Below are 15,333 nucleotides of genomic sequence, written 5' to 3' on the forward strand. Positions count from 1 at the left end.
AACGAAAGAACGGGCCGCACCGGGAAGGTGCGGCCCGCAATGGTCTCTTACTGAGCAGCGCCAGCTTCGAAAGAAGCGAGGACTTCAGCAGTCTTGTCAGCCGGCTGCGGGATCAGGCCAGCAGCTTCAAGGATGCCGCCTTCGCCCGAAACGCCTTCGGAGAGGAAGAACTGAACGTAGTCTTCGATGCCCGGGATGGTGCCGATGTGCTGGCCCTTGACGTAGAAGAACAGCGGGCGCGAGACGGGGTATTCGCCGTCAGCAACGGTTTCCTTGGAGGGGGTGACGCCGTTCACGGTCGCAACCTTGAGCGAGTCGGTGTTCTGTTCGTAGAACGAGAGACCGAAGACGCCGACGGTGTTCGGGTCCGAGTTCAGGCGAGCCAGGGTCTCGGTGTAGTCGCCCGAGATTTCGATGACGACGTCCTGACGGAAGGTGGTTTCAGCGGCCTTGATTTCGTCTTCGGAAAGACCTTCTGGAGCGCCAGCTTCCTTGAAGCCTGCGGTCACGACCTTTTCCTGGAAGACTTCACGGGTGCCGTGGTTCGACGCTGGGATAGCGAGCGAGATCGGCTGGTTCGGGAGCGACGCGTCGATTTCGTTCCAGGTCTTGTAGGGGTTATCGACGAGAGCGCCGTCAACGACGACCTTGGCGGCAATGGCCTTGTAAACCTGGAGCGGGGTGAGGGCGAAATCAGCGCCCGAAGCGGCGGAGGCGAAGACGATGCCGTCGAAGCCGAACTGGACTTCGCGGATGTCGGTCACGCCGTTGGTGGTGCAGACTTCACGTTCCGCATCCTTGATCTGGCGCGAAGCATTGGCGATGTCGATGGTGTTTTCACCAACGCCTTCGCAGAACTGCTTGAGGCCGCCACCGGTGCCGCCGGAGCCGACAACCGGGGTCTTGAATTCAGGGAAGGCGGCGCTGAATTCTTCAGCAACGATCGAAGCGAAGGGCAGAACCGTCGACGAGCCGGCGATCTGGATGGTGTCGCGCGACTGGGCGAAAGCACCGGTGGTGCCGAAGGCGGCGAGTGCGATAACGGCGGCGCTTGCGAAAAGTGCGGTCTTCATGAAAGTTCCCTTTCGGAAATTCGGTTCTTAGACATGGCCAGCCATGCTTGCGGCCGTCCTGTGACGCGGCAGACCATATTGTCGCCCAGCGACGGTTTTATTGCATTGGGGTGACTGGTTTGTGACAGTGCAAACCGATGTTTTTAAAGGTGAAACCCGACAATATCGGTTTTGTGACAGCTTTTGTGACGCTGTTTTGTGACTCGGCCTGCAAGGTTCTCACCGAGGCGCTGATCCCAATCTTAGCCGGGAATTGTGACAGTTGACCAAGGGTCAGCGCAGGAGCGGCCGAAGATCGGACTGTATCTTGCGCATGAGGGGCAGGAAGCTTGCGATCATGCGCGACGTCGAGGCGCGGGCGGTTTGGGCGCCGATATTCACCGCGGCTATGACTTTGCCGGACGAATTGTAGAGCGGCACGGCTATCGAGCAGAGACCGAGTTCGAGTTCCTGGTCGATGACAGCAAAACCCTGAGCGGCGACGACCGCGAGTTCCGTCGTGATCGATGGAAGGTCGGCCTTGGTGCGGCTGGTATAGGCCATGAGGCGCGAGCGATCGAGAATGGTCGCGGCTTCGTCGAGCGGCAGGGCGGCGAGGAGAATGCGGCCCATCGACGTGCAATAAGCGGGTAGGCGCGCGCCGGGGCCGAGATTGATCGACATGACGTGGCGGGTCGAGGCGCGTGCGACGTAGAGAATGTCGGTGCCGTCGAGTACGGCGGCGGAGGTGCTCTCGCCGGTCGCGACCGAGAGTTCTTCGAGGAAGGGCTGAATCATCTGCGGCAAGGTATTGGCCGCAAGGTAGAAATGGCCAAGGTTGAGGACGCGCGGCGTCAGCTGGAAGAATTTTCCGTCATAGGTGGCGTAGCCGAGGTGGACGAGGGTCAGGAGGCAGCGGCGGGCCGTGGCGCGTTCGAGGCTCGTGCGGGCCGCGACTTCGGTGATCGACATGCGCGTATGGGCTTCGTCGAAGCACTCGATGACGGCGAGGCCGCGCGCCAGGCCATGAATGATGTCGCCGTCGCGCATGGGGGCCTCACTGGTGAATTGGCCTGAGGTGACATGAATGGCGCGGGAAGGGAAGGGGCTGGGGAACGCGGCAAGCGGATCTGGGTTTAGGCAGTTGAACGGACAGGCGAATTGGCGTCTGCGGCAACGGAATATCGGGCGGCATCTTGCACAACGGCGAGGACTTCCCATTTTCGTTGCGAATGGAGGACTGCAATGACCTATGATCGCGTTTCGGCCCAGTATGATATCGAGAAGAAATCGCTGGTCGTGGCCTATGTGCTCTGGTTTTTCCTGGGCTATGTCGGCGTGCACCGGTTTTATCTCGGCAGGCCGATCAGCGGCCTGATGATGTTCGGGTTCTCGGCCGTGGTGTTCCTTTTGACGCTGGTGTCCTTCGGATTTCTCGGCTTCCTGTGGTTCCTCGTCGGCCTCTGGTGGCTGATCGATGCGCTGCTGATCCCGGGCATGGCCGCCGGCCGCAATACGCGCATCGCCGACCGCGTGTTTGGGCGCCGCTAAGGCTGATTGACACCAGTAGAGCTAGTGAACGTCATCGACCGGGCCTTGTGTCCGGTCGTTTCGCTTCGGGCGGGAATGAAAATGTGGTGCGCCCAGAGGGACTTGAACCCCCAACCAGACCGTTATGAGCGGTCGGCTCTAACCAATTGAGCTATAGGCGCGTTGCGTGCCTCTTAGCAGGGTCGGGGCCGCTGTCAAAGGGGGAAGAGGACAGGCTTGTGTCCTTTTCCCGAGCGCGCTAATTTGCGGAACGGTCTGCAGTTCACCGAGGCGTCGCCGTCCCCACGAGGGAAGCTAAACCTGCGTTCAAATAGAATTCGACGACACCTTGTGCCTCGTCGAAAGTCGGTGACCATCGAGCCGCCCCATGCGGTTGAGGCATGTTCAGCAAGGATGTGTCATGTCGCGCGAAATTCACGCACTCACTATTTCGGATCTGTCTTCATTTGCCCGCGCCTTGCGGGACGGTCTTGCCAAGCGCGAGGCGCCGCCGAGCCATGTCGAGATGCTCAATCTTCTGAGCAAGTCGGCAGGGTATCGAAACTATCAGCATTTTCGGGCGCAGGAGGAGCGGCAGAGCGAGGCGCCTCGGCCCGAGCCGGTCGATCATGACTTGATCGAACGGGTGGCCCGGCATTTCGATGGCGCTGGGGTATTGATGCGCTGGCCGGCCAAGAACAGCCTGCAACCGCTTTGCCTTTGGGCTCTGTGGAGCCGGATCGAAGCGGGGCGGACCTATTCGGACGCGGAGATGACGGCGCTGCTCAATCGCTGGGCGAGTTTTGGCGATCATGCGCTGTTGCGGCGGGCGCTTGTCTCGCTGGGGTATGCCGTGCGCAGCAAGGACGGGCGGATTTATCGCCGGATCGAGCAGAAGCCGCCGGCGGAATTGTCGCCGCTGTTGCGCAGGGTGATGAGAACGCAGGAAGCTGTCTAGGCGGTTTTCTTGACGCCACGCTGGTAGGCGATCTTGGCGGCAAGATTGCCCATGCCCTGAGATTCGCTGAGCTTTACGGTCATCAATCCGGTGGCCTGGCTGCTCATGGATTGGACCTGCGCGAGAGCGGCGGTGCGCTTCTCGCGGTAGTACTTCATCTGCTCATAGCGCGACATCTGGGAGATGGTGCTGATACTGGCCATGGAGAAACCATGGCAAGAAATGGTTAGCCGGCCCTTAATGCTGCATGACGACGAGGCCGGCGGCGGCGGCCATCATGGCGCCGGCGGTCTTGTTAAGACGGCCCAGAGCCTTTTCGCTGCGGAACATGTCGCGGGCGGCTGAGGCGAGCCAGGCATAGCCGCAGCCGATCATCAGCAGAACCACGACGACGATGGCGGTGAGCTCGATGAAGGCGATGGGGTTCATCTGATCGAGCGGGATCACCGTCGGCAGGATGGCAAGGTAAAAGACGATGGTCTTGGGATTGCCCATGGTGAGCGAGAAGCCGGCGAGGAAGGTTTTGAGCGGGGCTTCGCTCTTGGGCTTCATCTGCTCGGCGCCGGGTTTGGCGGTCCAGAATTTGTACGCGATGTAAAGAAGATAGGCGGCGCCGGCCCAGCGGATGATGACGAAGACCGGGCCAAACCAGGTAGCGATGGCCGCAAGGCCGAAGACGGCGAAGACGAAATAGACGAGATCGCCGGCCAGAATCCCTAGGACCATGGGGAAGGCGCCCTTGAAACCGCCGCCCAGGGCCCGTGCAACGACGGCCGCAACGCCGGGGCCAGGCACGAGCACGGCAATGGCATAGGCAAGGGTGAAGGCGGCGAGCGTGAAGAGGTCCATGGGGCAGTCCGGCAAATGATGCCGGACACTACTCCCGCGCCCGGGGCTTGACCAGTGGGGCGGTTGACGCCCGCGCTGGCCGCGCTATCTTATGGGCATCGTAACTCGACCGGATGGTGCCGAATGGAACGCTTCTCCACTGCAATGCCGACCTGCCTTGCTCTTGGAGAACATCTTGTCCATGCCCGTTTCCGTAACGATTGCGAACCTGTCCTATACCGGCCCTGACGGCCACAAACTTTTTTCTGATCTCGATCTGACCTTTGGCCCGGGCCGCACAGGCCTTGTGGGGCACAATGGTGTGGGCAAGACCACGCTGCTGCGGTTGATCGCGGGCGAACTGACGCCCAGCTCCGGCACGATCAGCGGTACCGGGCGTCTGGGCGTTTTGCGCCAGCAGGTGCAGCCGCGCGAAGGCGAGACTATCGCCGATATCTTCGGGGTGCGCGCGGCGCTGGCTTTGCTGGCCAAGGCGGTCAGCGGTTCTGCCGATGTGGATGAACTGGCCGAGGTCGATTGGACGCTCGAGGCGCGGCTCGAGGCGGCGTTGGCGCAGTTGGGTCTGCCGGTGACGGCGGAAACGCCGCTCTCGACGCTGTCGGGTGGGCAGCGGACGCGGGCGGCGCTGGCGGCTTTGGTTTTTGCCGAGCCGGACCTGATCCTTCTCGATGAGCCGACGAATAATCTCGATGTCGACGGGCGAGAGGCGGTCGCCGGCTTGCTGAAAGGTTGGCGCGGTGCGGCGGTGGTCGTGAGTCACGATCGTGGCTTACTTGAGGAAGTTGATGCGATTGTTGAGCTGACAAGCCTTGGCGCCAAGACCTATGGCGGCGGGTGGAGGCACTATCGCGAGCGCAAGGCGCTGGAGCTGCAGGTCGCTGAGCGGGATCGCGATGTGGCCGAGCGGCAAGTGCGGGATGTCGCGCGCAAGGCGCAGGAGGCGCGGGAGAAGCAGGCGCAGCGCGATGCCGGCGGACGCCGAAAGGCGGCCAAGGGCGATATGCCGAAAATCATGATGGGCGGCCTGAAGCGTCGGGCAGAGGAGACGGCCGGTGGTCTCGACACGCTGGCCGAGAAAATGGCCGGCGCGGCGCAGGAACAGGCCGCAGCGGCGCGCGCGAAGATTGAGGTTTTGACGCCGTTCTCGGTGAAGCTGGCGCCAAGCAATCTGCCGCAGGGCAAGGTGGTGTTGCGGGCAAAGGGGCTGAGCGGAGGTTATGAGCCTGAGGCGCCGGTGATCCGCAGTGTGGATCTTGAGATCATCGGGCCGGAGAGGGTGGCCGTGGTGGGGCCAAATGGTTCGGGCAAGACGACGCTGATCAAAATGCTGACCGGGGAATTGACGCCTTTTACCGGGTCGGTGGAGCTTGGCGGGCCAATGGCGCTGCTCGACCAGCAGGTGGGGCTGCTGGATCGGCAGGAGAGCATTGTCGAGAATTTTCGAAGGCTCAATCCCGAGAGTTCGGAGAATGATTGCCGGTCGGTGCTGGCGGCGTTCGGGTTCCGGGCCGATGCGGCGCTGCAGCTGGCGGGCACGCTGAGCGGTGGCGAGATGCTGCGGGCCGGGCTCGCGGCGGCGCTCGGCGGCAAGACGCCGCCGATGCTGCTGGTACTCGATGAACCGACAAACCATCTGGATGTCGAGGCAATCGAGAAGATCGAAGCAGGGCTGCGGGCCTATGATGGCGCGCTGCTGGTCATCAGCCACGATGCGGTATTTTTGGAGAATATCGGGATGACGCGGGAGGTGCGGCTGACCCCCACCTAACCTCCCCCTGGCAGGGGGAGGGACGGATTGGGGAAGTTACGGCAGTCGCGCCAGCCGCTCGGTCAGCAGATCGTAGAAGCGATCGGCTTTGCCGGAGCGGATGTAGGTGGCGTTTTTGGGTTTGTCGGTGACGTGCCAGTAGTCGGTGACGGTCATGCCGATCGTGAGTTCGCTTGTCGTTTCGATGGTCACGTTGCACTCGCGGCCTTCGAAGATGGTGGGGTCGATGAGGTAAGCGATGACGGTGGGGTCGTGGAGGGGCGCGCCTTCCCAGCCGTATTTCTTGAGATCGAACCCTTCGGAGAAGGTCAGCATTTCATAAACGGCCTGGGCGGATTTGTTGCCGATTGCCTTGATGGCATTAAGGCGGGCCGGGGTGGACTGCATCTGGTGCGTGACGTCGAGCGGGAGGACGGTGAGCTTGATGCCGCTGCGGAAGACGATATCGGCGGCGTCGGGGTCTACATAGATGTTGAATTCGGCCGCCGGGGTGATGTTGCCGACTTCGAAATAGGCGCCGCCCATCATGACGAGTTCGGCGATGCGCTCGGCGATGCGCGGCTCTTTCACTAGAGCCATGGCGATATTGGTCAGGGGCCCGAGTGTGCAAAGGGTGATCGATTTGGGCTCGGCGCTCATCAGTGCATCGATGATGTAATCGACGCCGTGCTGGGGCTGGAGCTCGATCGTGGGGGCTGGAAGGTCGGGGCCGTTGAGACCGGTGTCGCCGTGAACGTGCTCAGCGGTGACGAGGCTGCGGCGCATCGGGCGGGAGCAGCCGGCATAGACGGGGACATCGGGGCGGCCGGCGAGTTCGACAATCTTGCGGGCATTGGTGGCGTTGTGGTGAAGGCCGACATTGCCGGCGACGGCGACGACGCCCACGACTTCGAAATCCTCCGGGGAGGCCAGCGCGAGGAGAATGGCGACGGCGTCGTCCTGACCTGGATCGGTGTCGATGATGATCTTGCGCGGCATGGTCTGTCCCTGAAAGCGAAGCGAAAACAAGGGGACATTAGCTGGCGGAACGGCAATGGTCGACTATCTGGAACAACGGGGGGAGCGTGACGTTGTAGGTGCATAATTTCCAGCACCCAGAAAGAGATCATGAGCAGAGGGCCTGCAGGCGAAGACATGGACGAAAGCCAATTCGAGCGCGTGCTCAATAATGCCGCGCGACTCGCGGTGGTGGCGATTGGCGTCGTCGTGCTCCTATTCGTGCTGCAGGCTGGGCAGGTTTTTCTTGCGCCGGTTACCCTCGCGATAGTCATGGGTCTGATGTTTGGGCCGGTTGCGGATCGACTAGAAGCCATCGGCATTCCGCCGGCGCTGTCGGCCGCCGTCGTCGTGCTATTGCTGCTTACAATCATTGCGTCGGGCATCGTGCTCTTTGCATTGCCGCTGAGTGAATGGGTGGCACGGGCGCCGCTCATCTGGGACAAGCTGCAGGGCCAGTTGGCTAATCTCAAGGAGCCGATCGAAAGCCTTTCAGGGCTGCAGACGCAGATCACCGAGATCTTCGGTGGTGGTGCGGGGATGAGCGTCAATGTCGAGGATGGAAGTGCCATGGCGAGTGTTGCCATGCTAGCGCCGGCGATCCTGGCCCAAATCCTGATTTTTCTCGCGAGTCTCTATTTCTTTGTTGCGACACGCGACCATATCCGCATCTCGGTGCTGGCACTTTGCGTGACGCGGCGGATGCGGTGGCGCACGGCCCATGTGTTCCGAGACGTCGAGGCCAAGGTCAGCCGGTTCCTCCTCTCCATAACGTTCATCAATGCCTGCGTCGGCATTGCTGTGACGACCGTGATGTGGCTGATCGGAATGCCATCGCCGATCCTCTGGGGCGCGCTTGCCGCGGTGCTGAACTATATCCCCTATGTGGGACAGGGCACGATGATCCTGATCCTTCTCGCGGTCGGTCTCGGCACGCAAACCGAGTTGCAGCACATCCTGATGCCGGCGCTTTGCTATATGGGCATCAACTTCATCGAGGGGCAGATCGTGACGCCGCACTTCATCGGCCGCACGATGACGCTCAATCCCTTCATTATCTTTCTCTCGATCACCTTCTGGCTTTGGGCCTGGGGACCGGTAGGTGGGCTTGTCGCCGTTCCGACCCTGTTGATTGCGACGTCCATCCTGACGCATGCGCTGCCGAGCAAGCCGGTCAAGCCCAAGCGGCCGGTGCGGCGCACGCGCTATATGAGCGAACGTGAGGTGGTGCTTGCCAATGCTGCGCAGGCGATCCACGAGCAGAAGGAAGAGGCCGAGGACGGCAACGAAAAGCGCAAGCAGGAGCGGCTGGAGCCGCCGGACGGCACGGCGCCGACTGGCGTCGAGGCATCGAGCTAGTTTCGTTCGCGCGTGGCTCGTCTGCGTGTAGCCGCCTTGACGGCGCATGGCCTGCGGCACAAGTGTCTCCCCTAAACGTGCCTTTGGGGGAATAGAATCATGGCGGGTGAAGCAGTGGCGCAGGCCGCAGAGGCGGCACACCACGGGATCGACCTTTTCCCCATCGTTGCCTTGCTGGCGGCCGGTGTCATTGCCGTGCCAATCTTTCGCCGGATCGGGCTTGGGTCCGTTTTGGGCTACCTGGCGGCTGGGCTTTTGCTTGGGCCATCGGGCATCGGGTTGATCCGCGATCCTGCCTCGGTGCTGCAATTGGCCGAGCTTGGCGTCGTGATGTTCCTCTTCATCATCGGGCTCGAAATGGAGCCCAGCAAGCTCTGGGCGCTGCGCAAGCAGATCTTTGGGCTGGGCGTTATTCAGGTCGTGAGTTGCGGATTGCTGCTGACCGGGGTGGGCGTCGTCCTTGGGTTTTCCCCCGTTGTCGCCTTCATTTTCGGCATGGGCTTCGTGCTGACATCGACGGCCATCGTCATGCAGATCTTGGGCGAGCGGGGCGAACTTGCGAGCGAGGGTGGACAGAAGATGGTCTCCATTCTTCTCCTCGAAGATCTCGCGATCGTGCCGCTGCTCGCCATCGTGGCGCTCTTGGCGCCGACAGGCGAGGACCAGTCGACGGTGACGCGATTGATCGGCGTCGCTGGCGCGATCGGCGCGATCCTCTTGCTGATCTGGCTCGGGCGCCGCGTGATGAACCCGTTCTTCGCGGTTTTGGCCTCGGTCAAGGTGCGCGAAGTAATGACTGCGGCGGCGCTGCTGGTGGTTTTGGGCGCGGCGCTGCTGTTTCAGGTTAGCGGTCTCTCCATGGCCATGGGCGCGTTCCTTGCCGGCGTGCTGCTCTCGACCTCGGCCTTCCGGCATCAGCTTGAAGCGGATGTGGAGCCGTTCCGCGGGCTTCTCTTGGGGCTGTTCTTTCTAGCGGTCGGCATGTCGCTCGATCTCGCGACGGTGTCGGACAATTGGCAGATCATCGCGGCCTGTGTCGTGCTGTTCATGGCGATCAAGGCGATCGCGATCTATGTCATCGCGCGGGTGTTGAAGTCGGACCATGGCGAGGCGCTGGAGCGCGCGGTGCTGATGGGGCAGGGCGGCGAATTCGCCTTCGTGCTCTACACAACCGCTGTTTCGGCCGGAATCATCGACGCGCCAAGCAATGCGATTTTTACCGCGACCGTCATCATTTCAATGGTGGTGACGCCGTTTGCGCTGATCCTGATGCGCCGGTTCATGCCCAAGAAGGTCGTTTCTTTCGACGGCATCGAAAGGGCCAATGGGCTGTCGAGCCGCGTGCTGATCATCGGTTTCGGCCGCTTTGGCCAAATCGCCAGCCAGCCTCTCTTGGCGATGCACCACTCGGTCTCGATCATCGACAACGACACGGAAATGATCCGTGCTGCAGCTTCAATCGGGTTCAAGGTCTATTATGGTGATGGCACGCGTCTCGACGTGTTGCGCGCTGCGGGCGCCGGGACGGCCGATCTGATCCTTCTTTGCACCGACGACAAGGCACAGACCAACCGGATCGCCGAATTGGTACGGGATCAGTTCCCATTGGCGCGGGTAATGGCGCGCGCTTATGATCGTCAGCACGGCATCGAACTTCTGAGGGCAGGGGTCGAGTATCAGATCCGCGAGACCTTCGAATCGGCCGTCGCATTCGGCGGTGAAGCGGCGGAAATGCTCGGCGCCAGCGAGGAAGAAGCGCACGAAGTGATCGAGGGCGTGCGTGAGCGCGACCGTCGCCGCTTCGAACTGCAGTTCAACGGCGAGGACTGGCGCAACCTTGGACGGCTTCTCCTCAGCAATGCCGAGGATCAGGCCCGCGAAAGCGGAATTACCGTTTCAGAACAAAACGCTGAGGAGGCAGTCGCACAATCGACGCCTCGTACAGGTAACTAATTTCCCTGCCCTTCGAGGGGGCTTTCCGATGCACAAATTAAGTGCAAGAGTGATGCTTCTAGAGGGGAACATCGTCATGAACACTGGATTGCGATATGCCGCAAAAGCCGATCGTCTACGATGCTCCGACGCCAGAGCCCCGCGCCACTACCGTTGAAGCGATTCAAGCCGAGATCCTTGAAAGGCTGATCTATTCAGTCGGTAAGGACCCGATTGTCGCTCGCCCGCATGACTGGCTGCGCGCCGCGATCCTCGCTGTTCGCGACCGGATCATGGACCGCTGGATGGAGAGTTCTCGCGAGACGTGGCGGACTTCGCACAAGCGCGTCTATTATCTCAGCCTTGAATTCCTGATCGGCCGGCTCATGCGCGATGCGATGAGCAATGTGGGCCTGATGGAGCCGGTGGCGCAGGCGCTCAAGAACCTCAATGTCGATCTCGGCGACCTGATCAATCTCGAGCCCGATGCGGCGCTGGGCAATGGCGGTCTCGGCCGTCTCGCGGCGTGTTTCCTTGAATCCATGTCGTCGCTGAAAATCCCGGCTTACGGCTATGGCATTCGCTATGTGCACGGGCTGTTCCGGCAGGAAATGAGCGAGGGCTGGCAGGTCGAATTGCCGGAAGACTGGCTCGCCCACGGCAATCCCTGGGAATTCGAGCGCCGCGAAAGCGCCTATGAAGTCGGCTTTGGCGGTCATGTCGAGCCGGTGACCGATGCCGACGGCACCGTGCGCCAGGAATGGCGACCGAATGAGCATCTGCTTGCGGTGGCCTATGATACGCCGATCGTTGGCTGGCGCGGTTCGCGCGTCAACACGCTGCGGCTCTGGAGCGCCCAGCCGATCGATCCGATCCTGCTCGACAAGTTCAACTCGGGCGACCATATCGGGGCGCTTGAAGAAAGCTCGCGCGCAGAAGCGATTACCCGGGTTCTCTACCCCGCCGATTCAACGCCGGCTGGGCAGGAATTGCGGCTGCGGCAGGAGTTCTTCTTCTCCTGCGCCTCGCTCCAGGACATCGTTCGCCGGCATCTTCAGCAATATGGCGATCTCGGCTCGCTGCCGGATAAGGTCGCGATCCAGCTCAATGATACTCACCCCGCGATTTCTGTGGCCGAACTCATGCGCATTCTCGTCGATGAGAATGGCCTTAAATGGGAAGAGGCGTGGAAGCTGACCAAGGGCACGTTTGGTTACACCAACCATACGCTCCTTCCAGAGGCGCTCGAAAGCTGGCCGGTGGCGCTGCTCGAGCGGTTGCTGCCGCGGCACATGCAGATCGTCTACCAGATCAACGCTGCGGTTCTGACCGAAGCGCGGGCCAAGGCGTCATTCAGCGACCAGCAGGTCGCCAATGTATCGCTGATCGACGAGCATGGCGGGCGCCGCGTCCGCATGGGGCAGTTGGCCTTCGTCGGCTCGCACTCGATCAATGGCGTGTCCGCGCTTCATACCGAACTCATGAAGCAGACGGTTTTTGCCGATCTGCACAAGCTCTATCCAGAGCGCATCAACAACAAGACCAACGGCATCACGCCGCGGCGCTGGCTGATGCAGTGCAATCCCGGGCTGACCAAGCTCATCACCGAGCGCATCGGCCCTGAATTCCTCGACGATATCGAGAAGCTGCATCAGCTCGACGCCCATGCGCAGGATCCCGGTTTCCAGAAGCAGTTTGCGGCCGTCAAGCACGCGAACAAGCAGCGGCTGGTCAAGCTCATCAAGGATCGCGTCAACGTCAAGGTTTCGCCCGACGCGCTATTCGACGTGCAGATCAAGCGCATCCACGAATACAAGCGGCAATTGCTCAACATCATTCACGCCGTGGCGCTCTATGATGAAATCCGGGCGCATCCGGAGCGGAACTGGGTGCCACGCGTCAAGATTTTCGCGGGCAAGGCGGCGCCGAGCTACTGGAATGCCAAGCTGATCATCAAGCTGATCAACGACGTGGCGCGCGTGATCAACAATGATCCGGCGGTGCGCGGGCTCCTCAAGGTGGTGTTCCTGCCCAATTACAATGTCAGTCTCGCCGAACTGATCGTGCCGGCGGCCGATCTGTCTGAGCAGATTTCGACGGCGGGCATGGAGGCTTCGGGCACCGGCAACATGAAGTTCATGGCCAATGGCGCCTTGACCATCGGCACGATGGACGGCGCCAATGTCGAAATGCACAAGGAAGTCGGGGACGACAACATCTTCATCTTCGGTCTTACGACCGAGCAGGTGGATGAAAAGCGGGCGAACGGCGAGGCACCGGCTGAGGTGCTCCAGAGCACGCACCGGCTGCGCGAGGCGCTCGACGCGATCTCCTCGGGTGTCTATTCGCCGGACGATCCGAACCGCTATCGCGATCTGATCGGCGGGCTGCGCGACCATGACTGGTTCATGGTGGCCCGCGATTTCGACGCCTATTGGGACGCTCAGGCCAAGGTCGAGAAAACCTGGCTCGACCGCTCGCGCTGGGATGCCATGGCCATCCGAAACACTGCCAATGTGGGCTTCTTCTCGTCCGACCGGACCATCAGGCAATATGCCCATGACATCTGGGATGTGCAGACGGCTTGAAAAATAAGTCAGGCCGCGGATCGAATTTCGCTCTGCGGCCTTACCGAATGACGACCACCTGAATGAATTTGGCTGGTCATGGGGGGATGCAAGGCGTGGCAAAAGAAGCTTGGCAGGCTGAGGGCAGGGATATCGAAGACATCGTGGCGGGTCGCCACGGCAATGCCTTCGGCGTTCTCGGACTGCACGAGATAGGCGGGGACTGGGTGCTGCGCGCCTTTATTCCGCATGCGGAGTCAGTCGAGGCCTTCACGCTCGACGACAAGCCGCTTGGCAATCTCTATCCCCGGCATGGCGGTGGTTTTTTCGAAGGCAAGGTGAGCATCGACGCGCGCCAGCCGATCCGGTTCGAGGCCAAGAACGCCGGCGGCGTTTGGACGGTGTTCGATCCGTTTTCCTTCGGTCCCGTGCTCGGGCCGATGGATGATTATTACATCAAGGAAGGCAGCCACCTCAGGCTCTTCGACAAGCTCGGCGCGCACGAGATGGAATTCGAGGGCATCCACGGGACGCATTTTGCGGTGTGGGCGCCTAATGCGAGACGCGTTTCCGTCGTCGGACCGTTCAACCAGTGGGATGGGCGCCGCCACCCGATGCGCAATCGCGATGGGATCTGGGAAGTATTCATCCCGGTTTTGGGCACGGGGACGATCTATAAATATGAAATCGTCGGCGCCGACGGGCAGGTCTTGCCGTTGAAGGCCGATCCGATGGCGCGGCAGGCTGAACTGCGGCCGCGCAATGCGTCGGTGGTTCCTGATCCGACGCCGTTCACCTGGACAGACGATCGCTACATGGAAGAACGGGCCAAGCGCGATTGGCGCCGCTCGCCCATGTCGATCTATGAAGTGCATCTGGGTTCGTGGCGGCGGCGGCCGGATGGCTCGTTCATGAGCTATGACCAGCTTGCCGAGCAGCTTGTGCCCTACGCCGCTGATATGGGTTACACCCATCTCGAATTCATGCCGGTCAGCGAGCACCCCTATGATCCGAGCTGGGGCTATCAGCCGACGGGCATGTTTGCGCCCACGGCGCGCTTTGGCGATCCGGCCGGATTTGCGCGGCTGGTGAACGCGGCGCATGAGGCGGGGCTCGGGGTCATTCTCGATTGGGTGCCAGCGCATTTCCCGACCGACGAATTCGGCCTGGCGCATTTTGACGGCACTGCACTCTATGAGCATGCCGATCCGCGGCAGGGCTATCATCCTGACTGGAACACCGCGATCTACAATTTTGGGCGCAAGGAAGTTTCCGCCTTCCTGACCAACAGCGCGCTCTATTGGTTCGAGACGTTCCATATCGACGGCATGCGTGTCGACGCGGTGGCGTCCATGCTCTATCTCGACTATTCGCGGCAGGCGGGGCAGTGGGTGCCAAACCAGCATGGCGGCAATGAGAACCTCGATGCGGTCGCGTTCTTGCAGCGCGTCAATGCCGAGGTTTACCGGCAATTCCCCGGCGCTTTCATGATTGCTGAGGAATCGACCTCGTGGCCGGGCGTCAGCGCGCCGACCTATGCGGGCGGGTTGGGGTTCGGGTTCAAGTGGAACATGGGCTTCATGAACGATACGCTGCGGTTCATGAGCCGCAACGCGATCCATCGCCGCTATCACCACAGCGACATGACCTTCGGGCTGGTTTACGCCTTCAGCGAAAACTTCGTCCTGCCTCTCAGCCATGATGAAGTGGTGCACGGCAAGGGTGCGCTCCTGACCAAGATGCCGGGCGACGATTGGCAGCAATTTGCCAATCTGCGCGCCTATCTCGCCTTCATGTGGGGGCATCCGGGCAAGAAGCTGTTGTTCATGGGCCAAGAATTTGCGCAGCGCGAAGAATGGACCGAGAGCCGCAGCCTTGACTGGTGGCTGCTCGATTCAGCGCCGCACGAAGGGATGCGCCGCCTCGTGGCCGATCTCAATGCGGCCTATCGCAGCCTGCCCGCCTTGCACGAGCGCGATTGCGAGCCGGATGGCTTCGAATGGCTGATCGGGAATGACCAGACCAATACGGTCTTTGCATGGCTGAGAAAGGCCGAAGGCGCCGACCCCGTCGTCGTCATCTCCAATATGACGCCTGTTCCACGCAGCGGCTATAAAGTGCCGGTGCCGCTGACCGGGCGCTGGGTTGAACGGATCAATACCGATGCGGGTTGGTATGCCGGTGGCAATACCGGCAACCAGGGCGCTGTGACCGCGTATCCGGTCGAAGGCCGACACCTGCCTGCAGAAATGGAAGTTTTCCTGCCGCCGCTGGCGACAGTTTTCCTGAAATACGAGCCTGAATAACACGTTATCGAGTGAA

General features: G+C 61.3%; 12 protein-coding genes and 1 tRNA gene. 7 read left to right on the forward strand and 6 right to left on the reverse strand.

From position 1 onward, the window contains the following. Window positions 1-47 precede the first annotated feature (47 nt). Together DevBK_RS02910 and DevBK_RS02915 are read right to left on the reverse strand one after the other, a co-directional pair. Complete coding sequence (locus tag DevBK_RS02910) at window positions 48-1,073, reverse strand: substrate-binding domain-containing protein (protein WP_062631707.1); 1,026 nt, start codon at window positions 1,071-1,073, stop codon at window positions 48-50. Between the two features lie 273 nt (window positions 1,074-1,346). Next, window positions 1,347-2,102, reverse strand: a complete 756-nt coding sequence (locus tag DevBK_RS02915) for an IclR family transcriptional regulator C-terminal domain-containing protein (RefSeq protein WP_317184407.1) — start codon at window positions 2,100-2,102, stop codon at window positions 1,347-1,349. Between the two features lie 195 nt (window positions 2,103-2,297). On the opposite strand from DevBK_RS02915, the gene DevBK_RS02920 reads away from it, so the two are divergent. Next, a complete protein-coding gene (locus DevBK_RS02920; RefSeq protein ID WP_062631708.1) occupies window positions 2,298-2,603 on the forward strand; it encodes a TM2 domain-containing protein in 306 nt (101 codons plus the stop codon). Between the two features lie 84 nt (window positions 2,604-2,687). Here DevBK_RS02920 and DevBK_RS02925 read toward each other — a convergent pair. Then, window positions 2,688-2,764 (reverse strand) — tRNA-Ile (locus DevBK_RS02925). A gap of 239 nt (window positions 2,765-3,003) precedes the next feature. On the opposite strand from DevBK_RS02925, the gene DevBK_RS02930 reads away from it, so the two are divergent. Beyond that, window positions 3,004-3,540, forward strand: a complete 537-nt coding sequence (locus DevBK_RS02930) for a DUF2087 domain-containing protein (protein ID WP_062631709.1) — start codon at window positions 3,004-3,006, stop codon at window positions 3,538-3,540. On the opposite strand, the gene DevBK_RS02935 is transcribed toward DevBK_RS02930, so the two are convergent. Together DevBK_RS02935 and DevBK_RS02940 are read right to left on the reverse strand one after the other, a co-directional pair. Further along, window positions 3,537-3,743 (reverse strand): hypothetical protein, encoded by a 207-nt coding sequence (locus tag DevBK_RS02935; RefSeq protein ID WP_061910855.1) that lies wholly within the window; start codon window positions 3,741-3,743, stop codon window positions 3,537-3,539. The two genes, DevBK_RS02930 and DevBK_RS02935, sit on opposite strands and share 4 nt — an antisense overlap. A 34-nt stretch (window positions 3,744-3,777) precedes the next feature. Beyond that, window positions 3,778-4,389 (reverse strand): LysE family translocator, encoded by a 612-nt coding sequence (locus tag DevBK_RS02940; RefSeq protein ID WP_062631710.1) that lies wholly within the window; start codon window positions 4,387-4,389, stop codon window positions 3,778-3,780. Between the two features lie 181 nt (window positions 4,390-4,570). On the opposite strand from DevBK_RS02940, the gene DevBK_RS02945 reads away from it, so the two are divergent. Beyond that, the gene (locus tag DevBK_RS02945) at window positions 4,571-6,157 is read left to right on the forward strand and encodes an ABC-F family ATP-binding cassette domain-containing protein (protein ID WP_317185581.1); all 1,587 of its coding nucleotides are present in this window, start codon (window positions 4,571-4,573) and stop codon (window positions 6,155-6,157) included. Window positions 6,158-6,193: 36 nt separating this feature from the next. Here the strand turns inward: DevBK_RS02945 and DevBK_RS02950 are convergent, their stop codons facing one another. Continuing rightward, window positions 6,194-7,135: a nucleoside hydrolase gene (locus DevBK_RS02950; RefSeq protein ID WP_317184408.1), complete on the reverse strand. Its 942-nt coding sequence runs from the start codon at window positions 7,133-7,135 to the stop codon at window positions 6,194-6,196. Between the two features lie 129 nt (window positions 7,136-7,264). Here DevBK_RS02950 and DevBK_RS02955 point away from each other — a divergent pair, with 129 nt between their 5' ends. From DevBK_RS02955 to glgB, 4 genes are all read left to right on the forward strand, one after another. Beyond that, a complete protein-coding gene (locus DevBK_RS02955; RefSeq protein ID WP_317184409.1) occupies window positions 7,265-8,512 on the forward strand; it encodes an AI-2E family transporter in 1,248 nt (415 codons plus the stop codon). 99 nt (window positions 8,513-8,611) lie between these two features. After that, window positions 8,612-10,465, forward strand: coding sequence for a monovalent cation:proton antiporter-2 (CPA2) family protein (locus tag DevBK_RS02960; RefSeq protein WP_317184410.1), 1,854 nt, complete (start codon window positions 8,612-8,614; stop codon window positions 10,463-10,465). 95 nt (window positions 10,466-10,560) lie between these two features. Next, the gene (locus tag DevBK_RS02965; protein WP_317184411.1) at window positions 10,561-13,032 is read left to right on the forward strand and encodes a glycogen/starch/alpha-glucan phosphorylase; all 2,472 of its coding nucleotides are present in this window, start codon (window positions 10,561-10,563) and stop codon (window positions 13,030-13,032) included. 86 nt (window positions 13,033-13,118) lie between these two features. Continuing rightward, entirely contained in the window at window positions 13,119-15,317 is a 2,199-nt protein-coding gene (gene glgB / locus DevBK_RS02970; protein ID WP_061910867.1) for a 1,4-alpha-glucan branching protein GlgB, read from the forward strand. The last annotated feature ends 16 nt before the right edge of the window (window positions 15,318-15,333 follow it).

It is taken from the genome of Devosia sp. BK (assembly GCF_032907385.1).
In the GTDB taxonomy this organism is placed as follows: domain Bacteria; phylum Pseudomonadota; class Alphaproteobacteria; order Rhizobiales; family Devosiaceae; genus Devosia.